The following is a 24,642-nucleotide window of genomic DNA, read 5'->3' as shown; positions in this document are numbered from 1 at the left end:
TTGACAATGGCGGAGTGAGAGGGATTCGAACCCTCGATAGAGCTTTTGACCCTATACTCCCTTAGCAGGGGAGCCCCTTCAGCCGCTCGGGCATCACTCCGGATTTATGCGTTGCGGATATTCCGCGACCGGGCGCGAAGGATAACGGTTTGTAGGGCCTCAGGTAAACCCTTTCGACGCATCAATCGGAAGATTGATCGTCATGGCCGCCATGCGACGTCGGCTCGTCGCCACGCTGGATGCGCTGATAGATTTCTTCGCGATGCACTGGGACATCCTTCGGTGCGGTAATGCCAATACGCACTTGATTGCCCTTGACCCCGAGCACTGTCACGGTGACCGAATCGCCGATCATCAAGGTTTCGCCTACCCGGCGAGTCAGGATCAACATTTTTAAAATTCTCCAGGGAACCGGTAATTCCCACTGGTACGGCGTCCCGACATGGGCCGCCCCATCACGAAAGGGAACAAAAGAAGATCGATGTTAAGGGAAGCCGCGCCCTGCCAGCAAGGCGGCGCGAGTTCGTGTTCAGGGGAGATGTTGCTTGACCCAGGCAGGCACGCCCTCGAGCGCAAGCGCAAGGGCGGGCCCGTCCTCGCCACCACCCTGGGCCAGGTCCGGGCGGCCGCCGCCCTTGCCCGAGATCTGACCGGCGATATGGCCCAGCAGTTCCCCGGCCTTGACCCGGCCCATTGGGCTGCCATTCACCCCGGCAACCAGGGCCGCCTTGCCCTCGCTGGCCCCGGCCAGCACGATCACGCTGTCGCCCAGCTGCTGCTTCAGGCGGTCCATCGCCTCGCGCAAGGCCTTGGCGTCGAAGCCTTCCAGACGCACCGCGAGCACCTTCACCCCGGCCACCTGGACCGCCGCGGCGGCCAGGTCGGCGGTGGCGCCGGACGCCAGCTTGGCCTTCAGCGCCTCCAGCTCGCGCTCCAGGCGCTTGTGCCTGTCGCCCAGCTGGCGAATCTTCTCGACCACGTCAACGGCGCTGCCGCCGACCAGTTCGGCCGCCTCGTGCAGCTTGGCCTCTTCGGCCGCCACATGATCGAGGGCGCCCTGCCCGGTCACCGCCTCGATGCGGCGTACGCCGGCGGAGACGCCGCCCTCGCTGGTGATCTTGAACAGGCCGATGTCGCCGGTGCGCGCCACGTGCGTGCCGCCGCACAGTTCGGTGGAGTAATCGCCCATCTTCAACACGCGCACGCGTTCGCCGTATTTTTCGCCGAACAGCGCCATCGCGCCGAAATCCAGCGCTTCCTGCATGCCCATGTGGTGCACTTCAACCGCGTGGTTGGCGCGCACCTGCGCATTGACCTTGCGCTCGATCACCGCCAGTTCGGCGGCGCTCATCGGCTGGAAGTGCGAGAAGTCGAAGCGCAGCCGGTCCGGCGCGACCAGCGAGCCCTTCTGCTGCACGTGGGTGCCCAGCACCTCGCGCAACGCGGCATGCAGCAGGTGCGTGGCGGAATGGTTGAGGATGGTGGCGCCGCGGCGATCGCTGTCGACCTGCGCCGACAGCGTGGCGCCGACCTGCAGGCGGCCGCTGCGCAGTTGGCCGACATGGCCATGGAACTGGCCGGCGAACTTCTGCGTCTCCTCGACCTGGAACAGCACGCTGTCTGCGCTCAACTGGCCCAGGTCGCCGACCTGGCCGCCGGATTCGGCGTAGAACGGGGTGCGGTCGAGCAGTACGATCGCCGCATCGCCGGCCTCGATCGATTCGACCGGGCGCCCGTCCTTCAACAGCGCGACCACCTTCAACGCATCGGCCTGCAGCGCGTCGTAGCCCAGGAACACGGTGGGCACCAGCTGCGCCACCAGATCGGCCGGCAAGGTGGTGCCGCCGCCGAACTTGCCGGCCGCGCGCGCGGTCTCGCGCTGGCGCTCCATCGCGCTTTCGAAGCCCGCCATGTCGACGTCCATGCCGCGCTCGCGGGCGATGTCGGCGGTGAGATCGACCGGGAAGCCATAGGTGTCGTACAGGCGGAACGCGTCCGCACCAGGGATGCTGCCGCTGGCGCGGGCGGCGATCTCGTCGAAGATCTTCATGCCCGAATCCAGGGTCTCGGCAAAGCGCTCCTCTTCGGCCTGCAGCGCCCGCTGCACGGTGGACAGCCCCGCCGGCAGTTCCGGATAGGCTTGGCCCATCAGGTCGGACAGGGTAGCGGCCATCTTGTGGAAGAACGGCTGGCGCACGCCGAGCATCCAGCCATGGCGCAGGGCGCGGCGGATGATCCGGCGCAGCACGTAGCCGCGGCCTTCGTTGGACGGCAGCACGCCATCGACGATCAGGAACGAGCAGGCGCGAATGTGGTCGGCGATCACGCGCAGCGACTTGTTTTCCAGGTCGGCCATGCCTGTCAGCTGGGAGGCGTGGCGGATCAGCGTCTGGAACAGGTCGATCTCGTAGTTGCTGTGCACGTGCTGCAGGATCGCGGCCAGGCGCTCCAGGCCCATGCCGGTGTCCACGCACGGCGCCGGCAGCGGCACCAGGGTGCCGTCGGACTGGCGGTCGAACTGCATGAACACCAGGTTCCAGATCTCGATGAAGCGGTCGCCGTCCTCGTCCGGGGAACCCGGGGGGCCGCCGGCGATATGCGCGCCGTGGTCGTAGAAGATCTCGGTGCACGGACCGCACGGGCCGGTGTCGGCCATCTGCCAGAAGTTGTCGGAGGCGTACGGCGCGCCTTTGTTGTCGCCGATGCGCACGATCCGCTCTGGCGGCACCCCGATCATGTCGCGCCACAGCTCATAGGCCTGCTCGTCGGTGTGGTAGACGGTGACAAGCAGGCGTTCGGCGGGCAGCTTCCAGACCTGGGTCAGCAGCTCCCAGGCCCAGGCGATCGCCTCTTTTTTGAAGTAGTCGCCGAACGACCAGTTGCCCAGCATTTCGAAGAAGGTGTGATGGCGCGCGGTATAGCCGACCGCATCCAGGTCGTTGTGCTTGCCGCCGGCGCGCAGGCAGCGCTGCACGTCGGCCGCACGCACGTAGCTGCGCTTCTCGGCACCGAGGAACACGTCCTTGAACTGCACCATACCGGAATTGGTGAACAGCAGCGTCGGGTCGTTGCCCGGCACCAGCGGCGCGGACGGCACGATGGTGTGGCCCTTCCCGTTGAAGAATTCGAGGAAGTCGCTGCGGATCTGGGAGGTGGAGAATTTGGCGGGTGCGTTCATGGGCTGGCTATAGACGAGCGAATGGATGTCCGGGCGTACTCCCTCAAGATCAGGGCGTGCCGAAACCGGACAAGACAATCCACCAAGGTTAGCAGGCCCGGCCCGCTCAGTCCTCCGGCTCGTAGCGCGTGGCCGCGCGGATGCTGTCGCCATCGAAACCGCGTCGCGCCAGCAAATTGGCGGCCTTGCGCCGCTGCGGCAGGTCCACCGGTCCAGCCGCGCCGAAGCGTCGCTGCACCAGATCGCGGGCGTTTTCGCTCCAGTCACCGTCGAATGCCGCCATCGCGGTAGCGGTGGCCTCGCTGTCCAGGCCATGGGTGCCCAGTTCGGCGCGTATGTGCAAGGGTCCGTAGCCGGTATTGGCGCGACTGCGCACCAGCAGTTCGGCAAAGCGGCCATCGTCCTGCCAGCCCTCGCCCGCCAGGCGCTCCACAGCGGTAGCGGCGGCGTCCGGCTCCACGCCGCGGGCCCGCAATTTGCGGGTCAGTTCCTTGCGCGAATGTTCGCGACGCACAAGCAGGCCCAAGGCCTGCTGCAATGGCGTCTGTTCCGGCTGCCGGCGGCGCCGGCGCGGTTCCTGTGCGTGTTGTTCGTCGTCACCCATGCAGGCTCACCCCGCCACGATCGTCAATGTGCCGTCCCTGGCACCTGCCCTCCTGGCTTGCTCAAGACTACCGAGGGAGACGAGCGGCACTGACTCCACCGCTCCCCCGGCAGAAGACCATCACGCCTCGGCGTCTGCGTCGGCATCCTCGGCTTCAGCCGCGCTCGGCGCGACTTCCGTCGGCTGAAACTTCTCGCGCAGCTCGCTTTCCAGCTTCGCCGCCACCTGCGGGTTGTCGCGCAGGTACTGGCGCGAATTGTCCTTGCCCTGGCCGATGCGCTCGCTGCCGTAGCTGTACCAGGCACCGGCCTTCTCGACCAGCTTGGCTTCCACGCCCATGTCGATCAGCTCGCCTTCGCGGCTGATGCCCTCGCCGTACAGGATCTCGGTGATGACCTGCTTGAACGGGGGCGCCAGCTTGTTCTTGACAACCTTGATCTTGGTCTGATTGCCGATGATCTCGTCGCCCTTCTTGATCGCGCCGATGCGGCGGATGTCCAGGCGCACCGAGGCGTAGAACTTCAGCGCGTTGCCGCCGGTGGTCACTTCCGGGCTCTGGCCGGGCATCATCACGCCGATCTTCATGCGCAGCTGGTTGATGAACACCACCAGCGTGTTGGAGCGCTTGATGTTGCCGGTCAGCTTGCGTAGCGCCTGGCTCATCAGGCGGGCCTGCAGGCCCGGCAGCTGGTCGCCCATCTCGCCTTCGATTTCGGCCTTCGGGGTCAGCGCGGCGACCGAGTCGACCACCACGATGTCGACCGAGCCCGAACGCACCAGCATGTCGGCGATTTCCAGCGCCTGCTCGCCGGTATCCGGCTGCGACAGCAGCAGTTCGTCAACGTTGACGCCGAGCTTGCCGGCATAGATCGGGTCCAGCGCATGCTCGGCATCGATGAACGCCGCGGTACCGCCCTTCTTCTGGCACTCGGCGATGGCCTGCAGGGTCAGCGTGGTCTTGCCCGAGGATTCCGGACCGTAGATCTCGACGACGCGGCCCTTCGGCAAGCCGCCGATGCCCAGCGCGATATCCAGCATCAGCGAGCCGGTCGGAATCACCTCGACGGCCTCGATGATGCGATCGCCCATCCGCATCACCGAACCCTTGCCGAACTGCTTCTCGATCTGGCTCAGAGCGGCAGCGAGCGCGCGCTTCTTGTTCTCGTCCATTTTGGTGTCCTTCGGAGATGAGGGTGATTTGCGGGGTAGGTTCAATTTAGCGGCCAGGTATCGCACGGGCTGAGACAGTGCGGGGCAAAGAAAAAATAATTCGTCCGGGCAGGTCTACAGCAGCGGCGAACAGCGATGTCGCGGGTCGGGAAAATCCGGCCTGCGGTGTAGTGCATTCTCCAAAATCAGCGGTTGGGGCGCAGCAGGCCGCAGTACAGGCCTTCGATGGCGAAATCCTGGTCCGGCAGCACTTCGATCGCCGCGTAATCCGGGTTGCGCGGCAGCAGGCGGATGCGGTCCTTGCCGATCTTCAGCAGCTTGACCGTGATCTCCTCGTCGATCCGCGCCACCACGATCTGCCCGGAACGGGCGTCGCGGGTGCGGTGCACGCCGATCAGGTCGCCGTCGAAGATGCCTTCGTCGCGCATCGAGTCGCCCTGCACCTTCAGCAGGTAGTCCGGTGCCGGCGAGAAGAACACCCGGTCCAGCACAACGAAATCGTCCGAACCGATGTCCGCGCCGATCGGCAGGCCGGCAGCGACCCGCCCCAGCACCGGCAGGCGCAGGATGTCGGCGCTGTCCACCTGCGGCGCCGGCGCCGGTGCGGCCGCGCCGGCCACCAGGCGGATGCCGCGTGCCTGGCCCGGCACGCGACGGATCGCGCCGGCCTGCTCCAGGGCTTCCAGGTGGTATTGCGCGGCACGGACGCCCTTGAAGCCAAAGGCGCGGGCGATCTCGGTCTGCGACGGCGGTGCGCCGTCGTGCTCGATACGCTGGGCGATCAGGTCGAGGATCGCTTGCTGGGTTTCGGTCAGTTCCATGGTTAGTAGTAATACTACTAAAAACGGGAATGAGCAACCACTGTGTGATCGCATCAAGGACGGCTGCCGTTCCGCGGACCGCCGCGCCCCTGCCGGACCTGGCTGCCACGCACCCGCACACCGGACTTCGCTGGCAGCGACAAGCGCTCCGCTCAGCGGCCGCTGCGCCAGATCGAGATCAGTATCCACACGCCCGACAGCGCCGCGCCGATGAAGCCGCCCACGCCGATCGCCAGCAGCCAGCGGCTGGAGACGCCGCCGACGCTGTTCATCACGATCGAGGAACCGATGATCAGCGCGGCGGTGACGATGCCCATGGTCAGCCGATTCGCGGCGCGGTTGACCTGGTCGCCGAAGCCTTTCAGCGACGTCGTCTCGACGTTGAGTTGCAGCCGTCCGCGCCGCGCCGCCTGTAGCAGCCGGCGGGTGTCGCGCGGCAGGTCGCCGAGCAGTTCCAGCGCGCCGAGCATGGTGCGCCGGCCGCGCTTGGCCATCGCCCGCGGGGCGAAGCGCTGCAGCATCACCCGCTCCAGGTAAGGGGCCGCGGCACCGGCCATGTCGAAATCCGGATCGAGCTGGCGCCCTACCCCTTCCAGGATCAGGAAGGTCTTGATCATCAGCGCCAGATCGGCCGGCAGCGCCAGCGCGTGCTGGCGCAGGATGGCGGTGACGTCGCCGAGCATCGCGCCGACCCGCAACTCCTTCAACGGCACGCCGCGGTACTGATCAACGAAACCGGTGATCTCCAGCTGCAGCCGCGCCTCGTCGATCTCCGCATCGCCATCGGTCCATTCCAGCAGCACGTCGGTGACCGCTTCGGCTTCCTGCGTGACCAGGCCGTGCAGCAGCTGCACGACCTGGTAACGGCGCTGCTCGGAGATGCGCCCGACCATGCCGAAATCGATCACCGCGATGCGCTCGCCCGGCAGGTAGAAGATGTTGCCCGGATGCGGATCGGCGTGGAAACAGCCGTCCTCGAGCACCATCTTCAGCACGATCTCGGCACCGACGCGGGCCAGCTGGCGGCGGTCCAGGCCGGCGGCATCCACGCCTGCCAGGTCGCGCCCGCCGATACCGGCGACGAAGTCCTGCACGTTGAGGGTTTCGCAGGTCCATTGCCAGTGCATGCGCGGGATCAGGATCTCGTCGTGGCCCTGGAAATTGGCCGCGATGCGCTCGGCGTTGCGGCACTCGCCGGCGAAATCCAGCTCACGCCGCAGCGACACGGTGAACTGGTGCACCACCTCCGCCGGGTGGTAGCGCTTGAGGTCGACCGCGCGCGCCTCGACGATCTCGGCGAGACGCGCCAGCAGCCGCAGGTCGGCCTCGATCACGTCGCGGATGCCGGGACGGCGCACCTTCATCACTACCGGGGTGCCGTCGTGCAGCCAGGCGCGATGGGTCTGCGCCAGCGAGGCGGCGGCCAGCGGCGCTTGCTCGACCTGGGCGAAGATCGCCGACGGTGCCTCGCCCAACGCCTCGATCAGTTGCGGCAGGATCTGCTCGTAGGGCAGCGCCGGCGCCGCGTTCTGCAGTTCGCCCAGTTCATCGATCCACTCCGGCGGCAGCAGGTCCACGCGCGTGGCCAGCACCTGGCCGAGCTTGACGAAGGTCGGGCCGAGATCCTGCAGCGCGCGCCGCACCCGCTGCGGCGCCGACATGCGCAGCATTTCTTCGGCGTTATGCCAGTGCAGCAGGCGCCCGGCGCGTTCCAGCACCTCGGCCATGCCGATACGGCGGACCACGTCGCCGAAGCCGTAGCGGATCAGCACCGAGGCAATTTCCTGCAAGCGCCCCAGGTCGCGGACCGTGCTCAGCGCCTCCCACATCGCGGTCGCCATCTAGCGCTCGAGAGTGTTCACAGCAGCGCGCCGAGTCCGTGCAACGCCGCGGCCACGGTCTGCCGGCGCACCGCGTCGCGGTCGCCGTCGAAGGTGAACAGCTGTGCGCTGGCATAGCCGCCGCGCCGCTTCCAGCCGACCCACACTGTACCGACCGGCTTGTCGGCGGAACCGCCACCGGGGCCGGCGATGCCGGTCACCGCCACCGCGATGCTGGCACCGGAATTGACCAATGCGCCGGACACCATCTCGATCACGGTCTCGCGGCTGACCGCGCCATGCTGCTCCAGGGTCTGCGGACGCACCCCGAGCAACGCCTGCTTGGCTTCGTAGCTGTAGGCGACCATGCCGCAGTCGAACCAGTCCGAGGAGCCGGCGATGTCGGTCATCGCCTTGGCGATCCAGCCGCCGCTGCAGCTCTCGGCGGTGACCAGGCGCTCGCGCGTGGTGCGCAACTGGTCGCTGAGCGCAGTGGCGAGTTGCAGGAGTTGCGGATCGGTAGGGACGGTCATGGCGCTGCTCGGGAAACCAATGCGCTTTGTAGCCCAATTCGCCACAGCTGTCGCGCTTGCGCGCCGTGGGGCGAGGCGTGGCTTCAGCGATGGTGGTGCAAGCGGGGTGGCTGTGCTGTCGCCGGTGCGTCAGATACAGCCTAGCTTGCATCGCTGCGCCAGCGTTGGCTTCGTGCCGCATCGATGAAGAGCAGCGACTCGCCGATTGAGAGGACGCCATCTGTAGGAGCGGCTTCAGCCGCGACGGGCGTTACCGGTACGGTCTGTCGCGGCTGAAGCCGCTCCTACAGCACCTGCGCAAGCTATATGCGCCTGAGTAGGAGATGCCCAGGCGACGGTGGCGACAGCGTCATCGCACGCGGCAGCTAACGCCGTTGCCACTCCTCTTCCTCGCGCGGCGGCAGCAGCGTGCGGATCGGCGCGCCGTCGGCGCTGGCGGCCAGGCGTTCGGCCTCGGTGATCGGGATGTCCACCTGCAGCAGCCAACCGTCTTCGTCGGCCTGCTCGCTGCGGATCACCTGCAGTTGGTGCAGCTGCGAGCGCAGGCGCCCGGCGCTGGGCGGCAGGCGCAGGCTGCCCTGCACGTGCTGCAGTCCCAGCCGCTGGCCGAGCACGCCCTGCAGCAGTGCCAGGCCGCGTTCGTCGCGCGCCGAAATCCACACCCGCTCGCGGCGCGCCTCATCCGGCACGCCATCCTGTGCATCGTGGCGCACGTCGGCGCCTTCGATGCGGTCGATCTTGTTGAACACCAGCAGCTGTGGCAGATCGCCGGCGCCGACCGCGTGCAATACCTCGTCGACCTGGGCGATGCGCTCTTCGCGCAGCGGATCGGCAGCATCGACCACGTGCAGCAGGAAGTCGGCTTCGCGCGCCTCGGACAGGGTCGAGCGGAACGCGGCGACCAGTTCGTGCGGCAGGTTGCGCACGAAGCCGACGGTGTCGGCAAGCATCGCATTGCCACCGGGCAGCGCGATGCGGCGCACGGTCGGGTCCAGCGTCGCGAACAGCTTGTCCGCGGCGTAGGCCTCGGCGCCAGTCAAGGCATTGAACAGGGTCGATTTGCCGGCATTGGTATAGCCGACCACCGCGATCCGCGGCAGTTCGCTGCGCACCCGCGCACGGCGCATCTGGGTGTGCTGCACCTCGACCTTTTCCAGCCGCTTCTGCAACTGTTCAACGCGCTTCTGCAGCAACCGGCGATCGGTTTCCAGCTGGGTTTCGCCGGGGCCGCGCAGGCCGATCGAACCGCCGCGCTGGCGCTCCAGATGGGTCCAGCCGCGTATCAGCCGCGTGGCCATGTGGCGCAGCTGCGCCAGCTCGACCTGCAGCTTGCCCTCGTGGCTGCGCGCGCGTTGCGCGAAGATGTCCAGGATCAGCCCGGTGCGGTCGATCACGCGCCGCTCCAGGTACTTTTCCAGGTTGCGCTCCTGGCCCGGACTCAAGGCATGGTTGACCAGGATCAGGTCGGCGCCGCTGGCCTCGGCCACGGCCTTGACCTCTTCCAGCTTGCCGCTGCCGATCAGCGTCGACGGGCTGGGCTTGTCGATGCGCGCGGTCAGCGTGGCGGCGATGCTGGCGCCGGCGGAGCGCGCCAGGTCGGCGAACTCCTCCAGCACGTCGTCCTCCAACGGTCCACCGGCATAGGGTTGGATCAGCAGTGCGTGTTCGCCGCGGCGGGAACGATCAAACACCCGCGGCTCCGGTCTTCAACAGCGTGCTACTCGGCTTCGTCATCGTCCGCACTGCCACCCTCGTTCTGCTGCACATAGCCACCGCCCGGTCCGACGCGCACGTTGCGCGCCGGCACCACGGTGGAAATGGCGTGTTTGTAGACCATCTGGCTCACGGTGTTGCGCAACAGCACCACGAACTGGTCGAAGGACTCGATGGTACCCTGCAGCTTGATGCCGTTGACCAGATACACCGACACCGGCACCCGTTCGCGACGCAGCGCGTTCAGGAAAGGATCCTGTAAGGATTGCCCCTTGGACATGCTTCACTCCCGTTTATTGTTTTTATGTGCCCGGGACGGCACTGCAGCTCCCCTGCCGTGGCCCGGACCGTCGATGTTACACAACCGCGGGCTCCAGCACAGCGCGGCGTGTAGCCAAATCAGCGAAGAAAGTCCGCTACTGCGGCATCCAGGCGCGCGCCGTCGCATTCGGGGTCAAACCAGCGCGCGTCCAGTTCCCCGCGCAGCCAGGTCAGTTGGCGCTTGGCCAGCTGGCGAGTAGCGAAGATCGCGCGATCGCGAAACGTCGCCGCATCGCTGGCGCCGTCCAGGTGTTCCCAAGCCTGGCGGTAGCTGACAGCGCGCACCGCCGGCAGCTCCAGCGGCCGCGCCACCTGGCGCAGCGCCGGCAAGGCGCGCAGCGCGCGCACCTCGTCGAGGAAGCCCTGCGCCAGCATCGCGTCGAAGCGCAGTTCGATGCGCCGGTGCAGCAGCGCGCGGTCGGGCGGCGCCAGCACCAGTTTCAGTACCCGCAACGGCAGTCGCGGCGGCCCGGGCTGCGCCTGCCACTCGCTGATCGGGCGGCCGCTGAGCTGGAACACTTCCAGCGCACGCTGGATGCGCTGCGCATCGCCGGGCCGGATCCGCCGCGCGGCCAGCGGATCGACCTGCTGCAGCTGCGCGTGCAGCGCCGCCCAGCCTTCGGCCTGCGCACGCGCGCCCAGCGCCGCGCGCAGTTGCGGATCGGCCGGCGGCATCGGCGCCAGGCCTTCCAGCAATGCCTGGAAATACAGGCCGGTGCCGCCGGCCAGGATCGGCAGGCGGCCGCGGGCGACGATCGCATCCAGCGCGGCACGCGCGTCCAACGCGAATTCGGCGGCCGAATAGGGTTGCCACGGATCGCGCAGGTCCAGCAGATGGTGCGGCACGCGCGCCAGTTGCGCGGCGTCGGGCTTGGCCGCGCCGATGTTCAGGCCGCGGTACACCAGCGCCGAATCGACGCTGACGATCTCGCCGCCGTAGCGCTCGGCCAGGGCGATGGCCGCGGCGGTCTTGCCGGACGCGGTCGGCCCCATCAGCGCGAGGGCGCGCGGGCGCCGGTCGGCCGGCATCAGTCCTCGTCCGGCCAGCGGAGCGCGGCGGGCGCGGCGCCGCTGCGCGGCAGCGGCACCGCCGCCAGCGCATTCCAGACCTTCAGCGCGTCGACCGTGGCGGCGACGTCGTGCACGCGCAGCAGCAGCGCACCGCGCTGCGCCGCCAGCAGGTGCGCCGCCACCGAGCCGGCCACGCGCTGCTCCGGCGCGGTGCGCCCGGTCAGTTCGCCGATGCTGCGCTTGCGCGACAGACCGGCCAGCACCGGCACGCCCAGTTCGACCAGGCGCGAGAGCTGCGCCAGCAACTGCAGATTGTCGGCGGTGCCCTTGCCGAACCCGAAACCCGGATCGACCAGCAGGCGGCGCTTGTCGATGCCGGCCATTTCCGCGGCGAAGAGGCGCTCGGCCAGAAACCGGTGCACCTCGCCGACCACGTCATCGTAGTGCGGCGCGCTGCCGGCGGTATAGGCGTCGTCGGGCATGTGCATCAGCACCACCGGCACCCGCAGTTCCGCCGCCGCGTCCAGTGCGCCGGGACGGCGCAGGGCCTGGATGTCGTTGATCATGCCGGCGCCGGCGGCGACCGCCGCGCGCATCACTTCCGGCTTGAAGGTGTCCACGCTCAGCGGCACCGCGGTCTGCGCCGCCAGCCGCTCGATCACCGGGATGACGCGGCGCAATTCTTCTTCCACCGACACCAGGGTAGCGCCGGGACGGGTCGATTCGCCGCCGATGTCGAGCAGGTCGGCGCCCTCCTCCACCAGGCGCAGGCCGTGTGCCACGGCCGCCTCCACCGTCGCATGCGCACCGCCGTCGGAAAACGAGTCGGGGGTGACGTTGACGATGCCCATCACCCGCGGACGATCCAGCAACAGGCGGCGTCCGCCACAGTCCAGGCTCGGCGAGGTCTCGAACATCAGTGCTGCTCCTGCGTGTTGCCGCGGTACATGGGGAGGCTGCGGGTGTCCTTGGTTGCAACCGGGGCTGCAGCGCGAAGCGTCGTGGCGACGACGGCGTTAGCGAGTGGCAGCAGCGATGGACGAGCGAGCGATGGCATGGGCAGCGGACGGTGATGACGGAGCGCCATTGTCGCCCAGTCGCAGTGCCTACGACGACGTGGCGGCGCGCTGCGTCCAAATGGTCGGCCGCAGCGATGCGACCCCTGCTCCGGCTGCCTGCCCTGCACCGCCGGATCTACAAAAGCACCGGCAACAAAAAAGCCAGGGATCGCTCCCTGGCTTTCTGATCGAACCGAGCGCGCGCTTACAGCTGCTCGGCCGGCCCGGTGATCGGCGGCAGCGGGCGCGAACTGCCCTTGTCGTTGCCGCCGTCCTTGCCGGACTTGTTCCAGCCCATCGGCGGCGGCGGATCGCGGCCTTCCATGATCGCGTCGATCTGCGGCACGTCGATGGTTTCGTACTCCAGCAGCAACTTGGCCATCACGTGCAGCTTGTCCAGGTTCTCGGTCAGGATATGCGTGGTCTTGGCATAGGCCTTGTCGAGGATCGAACGCACCACTTCGTCGATGCGGCGCGCGGTATCGTCGGACACGCTCTTGTGCTGGGTCACCGAACGGCCCAGGAACACTTCGTCGTCTTCCTCGCCGTAGGCGATCGGCCCCAGCTCGTCGGACAGGCCCCACTTGGTGACCATGTTGCGCGCCATCTTGGTGGCGCGCTCGATGTCGTTGGAGGCGCCGGTGGTGACCTTATCGGTGCCGAAGATCAGCTCTTCGGCGACGCGGCCGCCGTACAGCGAGCACAGCTGCGACTGGATCGCGACCCGGTTGATCGAGTACTTGTCGCCTTCCGGCAGGTACATGGTCACGCCCAGCGCCCGCCCGCGCGGGATGATGGTGACCTTGTAGACCGGATCGTGCTCCGGCACCAGGCGGCCGACGATGGCATGGCCGGCCTCGTGGTAGGCGGTGAGCGTCTTCTCTTCCTCGCTCATCGCCATCGAGCGGCGCTCGGAGCCCATGAGGATTTTGTCGCGGGCGCGGTCGAAGTGGTCCATGCGGACCTCCTTGACCGTCTCGCGCGCGGCGAACAGCGCCGCCTCGTTGCACAGGTTGGCCAGGTCGGCGCCGGAGAAGCCCGGGGTGCCGCGCGCGATCACCATCGGCTCGACATCGTCGGCCAGCGGCAGCTTGCGCATGTGCACCTTCAGGATCTGCTCGCGGCCGCGCACGTCCGGCAGGCCCACCACCACCTGGCGATCGAAACGGCCCGGACGCAGCAGCGCCGGGTCGAGCACGTCGGGGCGGTTGGTCGCGGCAATCACGATCACGCCTTCGCCGCCCTCGAACCCGTCCATCTCCACCAGCAACTGGTTCAGGGTCTGCTCGCGCTCGTCGTGGCCGCCACCCAGGCCGGCGCCACGGTGACGGCCGACCGCATCGATTTCGTCGATGAAGATGATGCACGGCGCGTGCTTCTTGGCCTGCTCGAACATGTCGCGCACGCGGCTGGCGCCGACGCCGACGAACATCTCGACGAAGTCGGAACCGGAAATGCTGAAGAACGGCACCTTGGCCTCGCCGGCGATGGCCTTGGCCAGCAGCGTCTTACCGGTGCCGGGCGGGCCGACCATCAGCACGCCGCGCGGGATCTTGCCGCCGAGCTTGGTGAACTTGGTCGGATCGCGCAGGAAATCGACCAGCTCGCTGACTTCCTCCTTGGCCTCGTCGCAGCCGGCGACGTCGGCGAAGGTGATCTTGATCTGGTCCTCGCCCTGCAGCTTGGCGCGCGACTTGCCAAACGACATCGCGCCCTTGGCGCCGCCACCGCCGCCCTGCATCTGACGCATGATGAACAGCCAGAAGCCGATGATCAGGATGACCGGCAGGAAGTTCAGCACCAGCGACCAGAAGCTCGGGCCGTTGGCCGGCTTCTGCCGGGTCATCTCAACGTTCTTGCTGTACAGCACGTCGACCAGCTTGTCGTCGCGCGGCCCGTAGACCATGCTCTCGCTGCCGTCGTTGCGCTTGAAGCGGATGGCGGTCACCGAAAGCCCGGTGTCGTCGGTGAAATCGACCGTCTTCACCCGTCCGCCGTCCACTTCCTTCAGGAACTGGGTATAGGTCACGGTGTCGTTGCCGGGACCGCCGGCCAGCCGTGGGGAGAAGCTCTGGAACACCACCATCAGCACGACGGCGACGACTACCCACAGCAACAGATTCTTGGTCAAGTCGTTCATCCTCATTGGCTCCGGTGTCCCTTCAACTCTTTCTCGATGCGTGATGCGACGGTTTCAGCTTACTTGATCTGGGCACGCTTGCCCTGTCCGAGGACATAGACCTCCGGCGAGCGCTTGCGCGATGCGGCCGGTTTGCGGATGGACACCTTTTCGTAACGGCGGCGCATCTGGCGGATGTAATCATCGGACCCGACGCCCTGGAACAGCTTGATCAGGAACGCCCCGCCCGGTTTGAGGTGGCTATCGGCGAACGCCATCGCCAATTCGGCCAAGTGCATCATCCGCGGCTGGTCCACCGCATCCATGCCGCTTTTATTGGGGGCCATATCCGACAGCACAAGGTCTACCCGGTTGTCGCCGAGCATAGCCTCGAACTGCGATAGCACCTCCTCTTCCCTGAAGTCGCCGTGAAGGAACTCCACGCCGGCCAGCGGCGGCATCTCCAGGATGTCCAGCGCCAGCACCCGTCCACGCTCGCCCAGCGACTTGCGCACCTGCTGCGACCAGCCGCCCGGCGCGGCGCCGAGATCGACCACCAGCATGTCCGGCTTGAGCAGCTTGTCGCGCTGCAGCAGCTCTTCCAGCTTGTAGGCGGCACGCGACCGCATGCCTTCGGCCTGAGCCTTCTTCACGAAGGGGTCGGCGAAATGTTCGCGGAGCCAGCGTTGGCTGCTTTTGCTGCGGGTTGCCATGGGAGCGCGGTCGGGGTGGGCGGCCATGATACCCTGATCGCCCTTGGCAACCCTGTTCTCGCCTGCATGTCGATCAGCCTGACTCCGTCCCAGAACCGCTTCCTGCGCGGCCTGGCACACGACCTCAAACCCCTGTTGCAGATTGGCGGCAAGGGCGTCACGCCGGCCTTCCTGGCCGAACTGGACGAGGTGCTGGAGCGCCACGAGCTGGTCAAGGTGAAGGTCGGCGGCGACGACCGCGAGGCCCGCGACGCGAGCATCGCCAGCCTGGTGGAGCAATCGCACAGCGTGCTGGTGCAGCGCATCGGCCACACCGCGATCCTGTACCGCCCGGCCAAGGAAGACCGCCAGATCGTGCTGCCGCGCGGCTGATCAGCTTGCCGGTGCCATCATGCAGCTGACACACGACCTGCCCGACTACGCCTACACCCTGCGCATGGCCGACGGCCGCCAGGCCAAGGTGAACGACCGCCTGCTCACCCGCAGCTTCATTCTCGCCCCGGACACCCTGGTCGAGACGTGGGATGCGCCGGCCGCGGCCGAGCTGCAGCCCCAGCACCTGCAGCCCTTGCTGGAAATGAACCCGGCGCTGGTGATCCTGGGTACCGGCGAACGTCAGGTCTTCCCCGCTGCCGCCGCGCTGGCGCTGTTCCTGACCCGCGGCATCGGCATCGAAGTGATGAACAACGCCGCGGCGGCGCGCACCTACAACGTGCTGGCGGCCGAAGGCCGGCGCGTGGCGGTCGGGTTCCTGCTCGAGGGCTGAGCCTGACACCGCGCCGAGCGGTGTGTGATCCGGATTCCAGCCGCCACGCTTTTTTGTAGGAGCGGCTTCAGCCGCGACCGACCATCACAGGTAATGCCCTGTCGCGGCTGAAGCCGCTCCTACAAAAGCAAAACAAAGAGCGGCAACAGCTGCGCGCTGCGCCGGCCGGAGATCTGCCCGACCGACGACGTGCCGGTTACTTGCTGGGCAGGTACAACAGCGGATCGACCGGCTTGCCGTTGTAGCGAATCTCGAAGTGCAGCATGTCGCGCGCCGCGCCGCTGCGGCCCATCTCGGCGATCTGCTCGCCGGCCTTCACGTTCTGGCCTTCGTTGACCAGGCGCTTGCGGTTGTGGCCGTAGGCCGACAGCCATTGCTCGTTGTGCTTGATGATGATCAGTTCGCCGTAGCCGACCAGGCCGGCGCCCGAATACACCACCACGCCATCGGCGGCGGCGCGCACCGCCTGGCCGCTGCTGCCGGCGATGTCCACGCCCTGCCTGGTGGTCTCGCCGACCACGAAACGGCTGACCACCGCGCCGTCGGCCGGCCAGCGCCAGCTGAAGCCGCTGCTCACCGGCGTCGGCACAGCGACCGGCGGCCGCGCGGCCGTTCCCGCAGAACTCGGCGGCGCTACCGGAGCGCTACCGGGCCGCGCGACGACTGTGCCGCTGCCACTGCCGCCGCCCGGCGGATACAGCTTCAACGATTGCCCGGGATAGATCGTGTACGGCGGCGGTAGCCGGTTCCAGGCGGCCAGGTCCTGCGGCGCGATGCTGTTGGCGCGGGCGATCGCGTACAGCGTGTCGCCGCGGCGCACGGTCGCGCTGACCCCGGGCTTGGGCACCGACGGCCGCGGCGCCGCAGCGCCTGGCTTGCTGCCGGGCGCCCCGGAGGTGCGCACAACGGTGGCGCTGCTGCAGGCGCCAAGCCCGATCGCCACCAGCAAGCACACGCTGCCACGCAGGCCGTTACGCACCACCCGATCGACGCTCATCCGTACTTCGCTCTCCATATGACCCACACCACCAGCAGCGCCAGGATCGCCATCGCGACCCAACCGAGCGGTTCGATCCAGCGGCGCAACGCGGCTTCCGCACGCGGCCCGCCCAGGCGGATCGCGCCGGCCACCAGATAGACGCGCTTGCCGCGGCCGACCAACATACTCGCCAGGAACGGTAGCAGCGGGATTCCAACGATGCCTGAGGCCCAGGTAAATATCTTCAGCGGGATCGGGGTGAAACCGGCCAGCACCAGCAGCCAGAACGCACGCCACGGCGACTCGGCGACCACCTCGCGCAGATGGCTGACCTGCGCATCGATCTTCTGCGTCCAGCCCAGCCACTCGATCAGCGGCTGCACCGCGGCGAAGGCGAAATGGCCGAGCGTGTAGCCGACCAGCGCGCCGGCCACCGAACCCATCAGGCTCAGCGTGGCGAACCACAGCGCGCGCCGCGGCTGCGCCAGCGACATCGGCGCCAGCATCACCTCCGGCGGCACCGGGAACACGATCGCCTCGGCGAAGCTGAGCGCGGTCAGGAACGTCGGTGCGCGCCGGTGGCGCGACCAGGCGATGGCGCGTTCGTACAACGGCCCGAATATCTTCATGCAACGCAACTCCGGTGATTCGATCCAGGGTGATTCAATGCAGGCTGATTCAATTCGGCGTGACTCAATCCAGCATGCCCGACAGCAGCGGGACGAAGCTCACCGGCGCCAGAATGTCCTGTTCGATACGGCCTTCGGCATCGCGGCGCAGGCGCACCAGCGATTGCGACGAAGGGCCGCCGACCGGCGCCACCAGGCAGCCGCCCGGTGCCAGTTGCTCGACCAGCGCATTGACCAGCGCCGGCGCCGCGGCGGTGACCACGATCGCATCGTAGGGGCCGTGCTCGGCCCAGCCGATGCGGCCGTCGTCGTGCTTGCTGCGCACGTTCATGCCGAGCTGGCGCAAGCGCTTGCGCGCCTGCCGCAGCAGGTCGCCGATGCGCTCCACGGTGTAGACCTCCAACCCCAGCGCGGCCAGGATCGCGGCCTGGTAGCCGGAGCCGGTGCCCACTTCCAGCACCTTCTTCGGCGCCGCCGCGAGCACGGTCTCGGTCATCCGCGCCACCACCCACGGCTGCGAGATGGTCTGGCCGTGGCCGATCGGCAACGCGGTGTCCTCGTAGGCGCGCGAAGCCAGCGCCTCGTCGATGAACAGGTGCCGCGGCACCGTGCGCACCGCGTTGAGGACGGCTTCGTCGCGGATGCCGGACTCGCGCAGGCGCTCGACCAGGCGGTCGCGCACGCGCTGCGAGGTCATGCCGATGCCGATCGCTTCCGGTTGCAGGCGCAGCCGCGGGGTCATGCCGGGTCGCTCAGCGCGGCGCTGAGGCCGCCGACCCAGCTGGCGACGGTCTCCAGCGCCTGATAGCGGGTCAGATCGACCTGGATCGGGGTGATCGAGATGAAGCCGGTGCGTACCGCATGGAAATCGGTGCCGGGGCCGGCGTCCTGCTCGCGGCCGGCAGGGCCGATCCAGTACACGGTGGCGCCGCGCGGGTCGGACTGCGGCAGGCACGGTTCGGAGCGGTGGCGATTGCCGAGCCGGGTGACCTCGAAGCCCTTGATCTCGCCCCACGGCAGGTCCGGCACGTTGACGTTGAGGATGGTGTCCGCCGGCAGCGGATCGGCCTTCAGCCGCGCAACGATCTCGACCGCGGCGCGCGCAGCGGTCTGGAAGTACTTGGGTTCGTGGTTGTGGGTGACCAGCGACATCGCCAGCGCGGGCAGGCCCAGAAAGCGCCCCTCCATCGCCGCCGATACGGTGCCCGAATAGATCACGTCGTCGCCCAGATTGGCAGAGTTGTTGATCCCGGAAACCACCATGTCCGGTTCGTCCTCGAGCATGCCGGTGAGCGCCAGATGCACGCAATCGGTGGGGGTGCCGGCGACGCTGCAGGTGTGCGGGTCGATGCGCTTGATCCGGATCGGCAGATCCAGGGTCAGCGAGTTGCTGGCGCCGGAACGATCGCGATCGGGTGCGACCACGGTCACTTCATGGCCCGCGCTGCGCAGTTGCTCGGCCAGCATCTTGATGCCGGGGGCGTCGACGCCGTCGTCGTTGCTCACTAGTACGCGCATGGGACTCCTCGGATAACCCGAGCATGATACCGGATGCGTCCCTCGCCTTCCGCCCTCGTGCACGGCTTGCGCCGCGCGACCGGCGGGTTACGCTGTGCGCCATGTCGCATCCCGAAGACGAAGATCCCGCCGCGCTGTTCCGCGCGGCGATCGGCGCGGTCACGCCGATCAACGCGACGCCGCCGGCCAACGCCAAGCCGCGGCCGAAGCCGCGCGCGCGCATGGCCGAGCGCGACGATGCCGAGGCGCACAGCGAGTTCCAGCGCCTATTGCGCGACAGCGCGCCGCTGGAGGCCGGCGATGTGGCCAGCTACCGCCGCGATACCGTGCCGGCGCGGGTGTTCCAGCGCCTGCGCCGCGGCCAGTTCTCCGCCCAGGACGAACTGGACCTGCATGGCGCCAACGCGACGCAGGCCGAGGCGCTGCTGCGCCAGTTCATCGCCGAGGCGCATGCGCACGAGTTCGGCTGCGTGCGCATCGTGCACGGCAAGGGCCTGCAGTCCGGCGGCATCCCGCTGCTGAAGAACCTGGTCGATCGCCTGCTGCGCCAGCGCAACGACGTGCTGGCGTTCCATTCGGCGCCGCCCACGCAAGGCGGCACCGGGGCGATGCTGGTGTTGCTGGCGCGGCGCTGAAACGGCGCCGCGTGACTCATTCCTGCGCCGCCGGCTCGGCTTGCGCACCCTGCCCGGCATCGACGACCTCGCCCAGCTCGTGCAGCAGCGCGGTGGCATAGCTGCCAGGCGGCAGCGCGAAACGCAGTTCCAGCACGTCGTCGTGCGCATCCAGCCAGCGCCACTGCAGCGCGGCCGCGCGCAAACGGGTGGCGCGTCGCTCCTGCTTCAGGCCTTCGCGCTCCAGGCCCTCGCGCAAGCGCACGGACGTCGCATCCTCAAGCGCGGCCAGTTCCAGCGCGCGCGCCGCGTCGGCGCTGCGCAGCTCGCCCGTGCCCCACAACGGTGCCGAAGGATGGATGTCGAAACGCTGCAGGCGCTCGGCCAACACCTCGGACCAGGGCTCCGGGCCGAACACGCTGCGGCTGCCGTCGAGCAGCCACACCTCGCCGTCCAGCGCGGCGTCCCAGTTGCCCGCCGCCACGCGCGCGGCCAGCACCCGGTTGAACAGTTCCGAGCGCGCCGCCGACAACAGCAGCGAGCGCTGCTCGCGCCGCACCCGGCGCCCGCCGAACATCGCCAGCGCGTTGCCGACGTTGCCGCCGTCGCGGCCGAAGCGCTGTTCGCCGAACCAGTTGGGGATGCCGCGCGCGGCGATCTGCGCCAGCCGCGCCTCGATCGCGGCGCGCTCGCCGCGCACCTGCCGCAACAACAGCACGAAGCCGTTGCCGGCCAGCGCGCCGCGCGGCAGCTTGCGGTTGTGCCAGTGCGACTGCACGACCTGCAGGTCCTCGCTGTGCAGCGCCTCCAGCGCCGGCGCCACGCGCTTGGGCAGGTGCACCGAGAAGCGTTGGGTAGTGAGCGCATGCCGGTCCTTCATGCCGGCGTAGCCGATCGCCATCTCCGCCACGCCGGCCCACTGCGCCAGGCGGCGCGCGGCGAAGGCGGTGTTCATGCCGCGCTTGCGCACGGTCAGCAGCAGGTGTTCGCCTTCGCCGCTGGGCTCGAACGCGGGCATTTCGTCGACCTGGAAATCCTCGGCCACGCTGCGCATGCGCGCCTGCAACGGCGCGGCGCCGAACGCGCGCGGCAACTCGCTCACAGCGCCACCAGCAGCACTGCCGCCTGCGCCGCGATACCTTCGCCGCGGCCAGTGAACCCCAGCTGCTCACTGGTGGTGGCCTTGACGCTGACGCATTCGATGCCGACCTGCAGCAGCGCGGCCAGGCGTTCGCGCATCGCCAGCGCATGCGCGCCGAGCTTGGGCCGCTCGCAGATCACGGTGACGTCGGCGTTGCCGAGCCGCCAGCCGCGCGCGCGCAACAGCTGCTCGCAATGGCTCAGGAACTGCGCGCTGTCGGCGCCTTTCCAGCGCGCATCAGAGGGCGGGAAATGCTGACCGATGTCGCCCAGCGCCAGCGCGCCGAGCAGCGCATCGCACAGCGCGTGGATCACCACGTCGCCGTCGCTGTGCGCGAGCACGCCGCGTTCGTGCGCCACACGCACGCCGCCGAGCATCACGTGGTCGCCATCGCCGAAGGCATGCACGTCGTAGCCCTGGCCAATACGGAAGGGAGGAAAGTCAGGCATGGGCATCGCCGCATCGCAAAAGGAAAAAGGGAAGGTGTCGGCGGCGCGACGCCGCAGCGCGGCGCGGCCGCGTCACGGCTGCCGCGCGCGCAGGAACAGTTCGAACTCGAAGCGCACCAGATCGGCCGGGGTGGTGACCTTGAAGTTGTCTTCGGCGCCCTCGACCAGCAGCGGCCGCAGGCCCAGCAACTCCATCGCCATCGCATCGTCGGTGACCTCAACGCCTGCGGCCGCGGCCTGTTCCAGCGCCCTGGTCAGCTGCAGGCGCCGGAACAACTGCGGGGTCAGCGCGCGCCACAGGCGTTCGCGCGGCTCGGTGGCGTCGATGCCGCCGTCATCGCCGGCACGCTTGAGGGTGTCGCGCACCGGTGCGGCCAGGATCGCGCCGACCGGATCGCCGCGCCCGGTTTCCAGCAGCCGGTCCAGGTCGGCCAGCGCCAGGTTCGGGCGCGCCGCGTCGTGCACCAGCACGAAATCGTCCGCCTTGACCGTGTCCGGCAAGGCCTGCAACGCCGCCAGCACCGAGCCGGCCCGGCTGGCGCCGCCGACGCAGGTCAGCACCGGCTTGCTGGCCAGTTCGGTCCAGCCGGGCCAATCGGCATCGTCTTCGCCGAGCGCGACCATCGCCCCGGCCACCGCCGGGTGCGCCAGCAAGGCCTGCAGTGCATGCGCGATCAACGGCTGCCCGCCCGCCTGCAGGTATTGCTTGGGCATGGCGCTGCCGAAGCGGGTGCCGCGGCCGGCGGCCGGCACCACCGCCCAGACCGTGGCCATCAGGGTTGCTCGCTCGGTGGGGCCGGCGCCGGCGTGCCATCGGCTGACGCCGCGGCGGCTGGCACCGGCGCGTCCTCGACGACGCGGTAGAACTTTTCGCCCGGCTTGATCATGCCCAGCTCGCTGCGCGCACGTTCCTCGATCGCCGCCTCGCCGTCCTTGAGGTCCTTGACCTCGGCGGCGAGTGCGGCATTGCGTTGCTGCAGGCCTTCGTTATCGCGCCGCTGGTGCTCGACCTGGCTTTCGAGCACCAGCACCTCGCCGGAATTGCCCGGACCGAGCCAGAAACGGTACTGCAGCCACGCCAGCAGTCCCGCCAGCACCAGCAGCAGCCAGCGCCAGTTGCGCACGGCTTACCGCTTGAGCGAGACGAATGCGTCGCGCCCTGCGTAGCGCGCGCCGCTGCCCAGCGCTTCCTCGATCCGCAGCAGCTGGTTGTACTTGGCCACTCGGTCGCTGCGGCACAGCGAGCCGGTCTTGATCTGGGTGGCGGTGGTGGCCACCGCGATGTCGGCGATGGTGGTGTCCTCGGTCTCGCCGGAACGGTGCGAGACGATCGCCGCGTAACCGGCGGCGTCGGCCATCGCGATCGCTTCCAGGGTCTCGGTCAGGGTGCCGATCTGGTTGACCTTGATCAGGATCGCGTTGGCGGTGCCGGAGTTGATGCCCTGCTTGAAGATCTTCGGGTTGGTCACGAACAGGTCGTCGCCGACCAGCTGCACCTTGCTACCCAGGCGCTCAGTCAGCAGCTTCCAGCCGGCCCAGTCGTCCTCGGCCAGTCCGTCCTCGATGCTGACGATCGGATACTGCGCGGCCCAGTCGGCGAGGAAGTCGACGAACTGCTCGCTGGTCAGGCGCTTGCCCTCGCCCACCAAGTGGTACTTGCCGTTGTCGTAGAACTCGCTGGAGGCCACGTCCAGGCCCAGCAGCACGTCTTCGCCGGCGGTGTAGCCGGCCTTGCCGATCGCCTCAAGGATGGTGTCCAGCGCTTCCACGTTGCTGCGGAAGTCCGGGGCGAAGCCGCCTTCGTCGCCGACCGCGGTGGACAGGCCATGGCTCTTCAGCACCGCTTTGAGCGCGTGGAAGATCTCGGTGCCGGCGCGCAGCGCCTCGGAGAACGAGGCGGCGCCGACCGGCAACACCATAAATTCCTGAAAGTCGACGTTGTTGTCGGCATGCGCGCCGCCGTTGATGATGTTCATCATCGGCACCGGCAGCGCCACGTTGGCGGTGTTGGCGCCGGCCAGGGACTGCCACAGCGCCTGCTTGCGCGAGGCGGCGACCGCATGCGCGTTGGCCAGCGACACGCCGAGCAGCGCGTTGGCGCCGAGGCGGCCCTTGTTCTCGGTGCCGTCCAGGTCGATCAGGCGCCGGTCCAGGCCCTGTTGGTCGGCACCGTCGAAGCCCTGCAGTGCACTGGCGATCGTGGTGTTGACGTTCTCCACCGCCTTGCGCACGCCCTTGCCCAGGTAGCGGGTCTTGTCGCCATCGCGCAACTCGACCGCTTCCTTGGTGCCGGTGGAAGCGCCCGACGGCACCGCGGCGCGGCCCAGCGAGCCGTCGGCCAGCGTGACTTCCGCTTCGAGCGTGGGATTGCCGCGGGAATCGAGAATCTCGCGGGCGTGGATCTTGGCGATAGTGGTCATAAGTCCAGTCGGTTACCAGGAAAGGAGGGGGACACCGGAAACCGTCGGATTATGGCCGCAGCGCCGCTGCTTGCCAAATGCACCGCGCGCCGCGCCGGGGCCGTGCACGGGTCGGCACAGCGCGAGCGCTGTGCGAGAGACGGGTGCGTCCGAGGGGCCGGCACACCCGCACCACTGCCGTATCAGCCCAGCCCGTGCTCCAGGAAGCCGCTGCGCTTGGTGATCGCGTCCAGCGCCATCAGCGTCTCCAGCAGCGCCTCCATCTTGTCCAGCGGCCAGGCATTGGGGCCATCGGACAGCGCCTTGGACGGATCGGGGTGGGTTTCGGCGAACACGCCGGACACGCCCACCGCCACCGCCGCGCGCGCCAGCACCGGCACGAACTCGCGCTGGCCGCCGGAGGTGCTGCCCTGCCCGCCCGGCAACTGCACCGAATGGGTGGCGTCGAACACCACCGGGCAGCCGGTCTCGCGCATCACGCTCAGCGAGCGCATGTCGCTGACCAGATTGTTGTAGCCGAAGCTGGCGCCACGCTCGCAGACCATGATCTGCTCGTTGCCGGTCGACTTGGCCTTGTCCACCACCGGCTTCATGTCCCATGGCGACAGGAACTGGCCCTTCTTGATGTTGACCGGCTTGCCGGCCGCGCAGACGTTCTTGATGAAGTCGGTCTGGCGCACCAGGAACGCCGGCGTCTGCAGCACATCGACCACTGCCGCCACTTCGTGCATCGGCGTGTATTCGTGCACGTCGGTCAGCACCGGCACGCCGATCTGCTTTTTCACCGCCTCCAGCACCTTCAGCCCCTCTTCCAGGCCGGGGCCGCGGAAGCTGGTACCGGAGGTGCGGTTGGCCTTGTCGAAGCTCGACTTGAAGATGAAGTTGATCCCCAGCCTGCCGGTGATCTCCTTGAGCTTGCCGGCTACGTCCAGCTGCAGCTGCATCGACTCGATCACGCACGGGCCGGCGATCAGGAACAGCGGCTGGTCCAGGCCGACTTCGAAGCCACACAGTTTCATTGGATCACCTATCGATTTGAGCCCTCTCCCAGCGGCGACCGAAGGA

General features: G+C 68.3%; 26 protein-coding genes and 1 tRNA gene. 3 read left to right on the top strand and 24 right to left on the bottom strand.

The genetic code is table 11. The features are described 5' to 3' along the window. Positions 1 to 7: 7 nt before the first annotated feature. From ISN38_RS18925 to rlmE, 14 genes are all read right to left on the bottom strand, one after another. A tRNA-Ser gene (locus ISN38_RS18925) sits at positions 8 to 100 on the bottom strand. An 81-nt stretch (positions 101 to 181) separates the two neighbouring features. Next, on the bottom strand, positions 182 to 391 hold the full coding sequence (gene csrA, locus ISN38_RS18920; protein WP_003471584.1) for a carbon storage regulator CsrA: 210 nt from the start codon (positions 389 to 391) through the stop codon (positions 182 to 184). A gap of 138 nt (positions 392 to 529) precedes the next feature. Beyond that, positions 530 to 3,178, bottom strand: a complete 2,649-nt coding sequence (alaS, locus tag ISN38_RS18915; RefSeq protein ID WP_058359156.1) for an alanine--tRNA ligase — start codon at positions 3,176 to 3,178, stop codon at positions 530 to 532. Positions 3,179 to 3,284: 106 nt separating this feature from the next. Continuing rightward, positions 3,285 to 3,782 (bottom strand): recombination regulator RecX, encoded by a 498-nt coding sequence (recX, locus tag ISN38_RS18910; RefSeq protein ID WP_003471579.1) that lies wholly within the window; start codon positions 3,780 to 3,782, stop codon positions 3,285 to 3,287. A gap of 120 nt (positions 3,783 to 3,902) precedes the next feature. Next, positions 3,903 to 4,952, bottom strand: coding sequence for a recombinase RecA (recA, locus tag ISN38_RS18905; RefSeq protein WP_003471577.1), 1,050 nt, complete (start codon positions 4,950 to 4,952; stop codon positions 3,903 to 3,905). 185 nt (positions 4,953 to 5,137) lie between these two features. Next, positions 5,138 to 5,773 carry a transcriptional repressor LexA gene (gene lexA, locus ISN38_RS18900; RefSeq protein ID WP_003471576.1) on the bottom strand — a complete coding sequence of 212 codons (636 nt, stop codon included), beginning with the start codon at positions 5,771 to 5,773 and terminating at the stop codon, positions 5,138 to 5,140. A gap of 152 nt (positions 5,774 to 5,925) precedes the next feature. Next, positions 5,926 to 7,602 carry an ABC1 kinase family protein gene (locus ISN38_RS18895; protein ID WP_003471575.1) on the bottom strand — a complete coding sequence of 559 codons (1,677 nt, stop codon included), beginning with the start codon at positions 7,600 to 7,602 and terminating at the stop codon, positions 5,926 to 5,928. Between the two features lie 29 nt (positions 7,603 to 7,631). Then, the gene (locus ISN38_RS18890; RefSeq protein ID WP_003471573.1) at positions 7,632 to 8,126 is read right to left on the bottom strand and encodes a CinA family protein; all 495 of its coding nucleotides are present in this window, start codon (positions 8,124 to 8,126) and stop codon (positions 7,632 to 7,634) included. Positions 8,127 to 8,491: 365 nt separating this feature from the next. Then, positions 8,492 to 9,817: a ribosome rescue GTPase HflX gene (gene hflX, locus ISN38_RS18885; protein ID WP_206711975.1), complete on the bottom strand. Its 1,326-nt coding sequence runs from the start codon at positions 9,815 to 9,817 to the stop codon at positions 8,492 to 8,494. Between the two features lie 26 nt (positions 9,818 to 9,843). Beyond that, entirely contained in the window at positions 9,844 to 10,119 is a 276-nt protein-coding gene (gene hfq / locus ISN38_RS18880; protein ID WP_003471569.1) for an RNA chaperone Hfq, read from the bottom strand. A gap of 119 nt (positions 10,120 to 10,238) precedes the next feature. After that, a complete protein-coding gene (gene miaA / locus ISN38_RS18875) occupies positions 10,239 to 11,189 on the bottom strand; it encodes a tRNA (adenosine(37)-N6)-dimethylallyltransferase MiaA (protein WP_047324989.1) in 951 nt (316 codons plus the stop codon). Then, positions 11,189 to 12,088, bottom strand: coding sequence for a dihydropteroate synthase (gene folP / locus ISN38_RS18870; protein ID WP_047324990.1), 900 nt, complete (start codon positions 12,086 to 12,088; stop codon positions 11,189 to 11,191). Before folP ends, miaA begins: the two co-directional genes overlap by 1 nt. A 346-nt stretch (positions 12,089 to 12,434) precedes the next feature. After that, complete coding sequence (gene ftsH / locus ISN38_RS18865; RefSeq protein WP_003471337.1) at positions 12,435 to 14,369, bottom strand: ATP-dependent zinc metalloprotease FtsH; 1,935 nt, start codon at positions 14,367 to 14,369, stop codon at positions 12,435 to 12,437. Between the two features lie 59 nt (positions 14,370 to 14,428). Then, positions 14,429 to 15,061, bottom strand: a complete 633-nt coding sequence (gene rlmE / locus ISN38_RS18860; protein ID WP_038230485.1) for a 23S rRNA (uridine(2552)-2'-O)-methyltransferase RlmE — start codon at positions 15,059 to 15,061, stop codon at positions 14,429 to 14,431. 66 nt (positions 15,062 to 15,127) lie between these two features. On the opposite strand from rlmE, the gene yhbY reads away from it, so the two are divergent. Then, positions 15,128 to 15,433 carry a ribosome assembly RNA-binding protein YhbY gene (gene yhbY, locus ISN38_RS18855; protein ID WP_003471333.1) on the top strand — a complete coding sequence of 102 codons (306 nt, stop codon included), beginning with the start codon at positions 15,128 to 15,130 and terminating at the stop codon, positions 15,431 to 15,433. A gap of 19 nt (positions 15,434 to 15,452) precedes the next feature. Then, the gene (locus tag ISN38_RS18850) at positions 15,453 to 15,827 is read left to right on the top strand and encodes an Mth938-like domain-containing protein (protein WP_003471330.1); all 375 of its coding nucleotides are present in this window, start codon (positions 15,453 to 15,455) and stop codon (positions 15,825 to 15,827) included. Positions 15,828 to 16,023: 196 nt separating this feature from the next. Here ISN38_RS18850 and ISN38_RS18845 read toward each other — a convergent pair whose 3' ends face one another. The 4 genes from ISN38_RS18845 to surE form a co-directional block, all read right to left on the bottom strand. Then, positions 16,024 to 16,842, bottom strand: coding sequence for a peptidoglycan DD-metalloendopeptidase family protein (locus ISN38_RS18845; RefSeq protein ID WP_038239194.1), 819 nt, complete (start codon positions 16,840 to 16,842; stop codon positions 16,024 to 16,026). Then, on the bottom strand, positions 16,821 to 17,435 hold the full coding sequence (locus ISN38_RS18840; protein WP_003471327.1) for a YqaA family protein: 615 nt from the start codon (positions 17,433 to 17,435) through the stop codon (positions 16,821 to 16,823). Before ISN38_RS18840 ends, ISN38_RS18845 begins: the two co-directional genes overlap by 22 nt. 64 nt (positions 17,436 to 17,499) lie before the next feature. Next, complete coding sequence (locus ISN38_RS18835) at positions 17,500 to 18,177, bottom strand: protein-L-isoaspartate(D-aspartate) O-methyltransferase (protein WP_206711974.1); 678 nt, start codon at positions 18,175 to 18,177, stop codon at positions 17,500 to 17,502. Then, on the bottom strand, positions 18,174 to 18,953 hold the full coding sequence (gene surE / locus ISN38_RS18830; RefSeq protein ID WP_003471322.1) for a 5'/3'-nucleotidase SurE: 780 nt from the start codon (positions 18,951 to 18,953) through the stop codon (positions 18,174 to 18,176). The genes ISN38_RS18835 and surE overlap by 4 nt, the downstream gene beginning before the upstream one ends. A 101-nt stretch (positions 18,954 to 19,054) precedes the next feature. On the opposite strand from surE, the gene ISN38_RS18825 reads away from it, so the two are divergent. Next, on the top strand, positions 19,055 to 19,588 hold the full coding sequence (locus ISN38_RS18825; protein ID WP_003471319.1) for a Smr/MutS family protein: 534 nt from the start codon (positions 19,055 to 19,057) through the stop codon (positions 19,586 to 19,588). A 16-nt stretch (positions 19,589 to 19,604) separates the two neighbouring features. Here ISN38_RS18825 and truD read toward each other — a convergent pair whose 3' ends face one another. The 6 genes from truD to kdsA all read right to left on the bottom strand — a co-directional run bounded on the left by truD (position 19,605) and on the right by kdsA (position 24,596). Then, positions 19,605 to 20,669, bottom strand: a complete 1,065-nt coding sequence (gene truD, locus ISN38_RS18820) for a tRNA pseudouridine(13) synthase TruD (RefSeq protein WP_080964779.1) — start codon at positions 20,667 to 20,669, stop codon at positions 19,605 to 19,607. Continuing rightward, a complete protein-coding gene (gene ispF, locus ISN38_RS18815) occupies positions 20,666 to 21,163 on the bottom strand; it encodes a 2-C-methyl-D-erythritol 2,4-cyclodiphosphate synthase (protein ID WP_399506318.1) in 498 nt (165 codons plus the stop codon). Before ispF ends, truD begins: the two co-directional genes overlap by 4 nt. Before the next feature lie 66 nt (positions 21,164 to 21,229). Beyond that, positions 21,230 to 21,931, bottom strand: a complete 702-nt coding sequence (gene ispD / locus ISN38_RS18810) for a 2-C-methyl-D-erythritol 4-phosphate cytidylyltransferase (RefSeq protein ID WP_003471314.1) — start codon at positions 21,929 to 21,931, stop codon at positions 21,230 to 21,232. Then, positions 21,931 to 22,281 carry a cell division protein FtsB gene (ftsB, locus tag ISN38_RS18805; protein ID WP_003471312.1) on the bottom strand — a complete coding sequence of 117 codons (351 nt, stop codon included), beginning with the start codon at positions 22,279 to 22,281 and terminating at the stop codon, positions 21,931 to 21,933. Before ftsB ends, ispD begins: the two co-directional genes overlap by 1 nt. Positions 22,282 to 22,284: 3 nt before the next feature. After that, positions 22,285 to 23,577: a phosphopyruvate hydratase gene (gene eno, locus ISN38_RS18800; protein ID WP_206711973.1), complete on the bottom strand. Its 1,293-nt coding sequence runs from the start codon at positions 23,575 to 23,577 to the stop codon at positions 22,285 to 22,287. A gap of 182 nt (positions 23,578 to 23,759) precedes the next feature. Beyond that, positions 23,760 to 24,596: a 3-deoxy-8-phosphooctulonate synthase gene (gene kdsA / locus ISN38_RS18795; RefSeq protein ID WP_047324991.1), complete on the bottom strand. Its 837-nt coding sequence runs from the start codon at positions 24,594 to 24,596 to the stop codon at positions 23,760 to 23,762. Between the last annotated feature and the right edge of the window lie 46 nt (positions 24,597 to 24,642).

Source organism: Xanthomonas translucens pv. undulosa (assembly GCF_017301775.1).
Classification (GTDB): domain Bacteria; phylum Pseudomonadota; class Gammaproteobacteria; order Xanthomonadales; family Xanthomonadaceae; genus Xanthomonas_A; species Xanthomonas_A translucens.
This window is presented reverse-complemented; position numbering and strand designations above follow the sequence as displayed.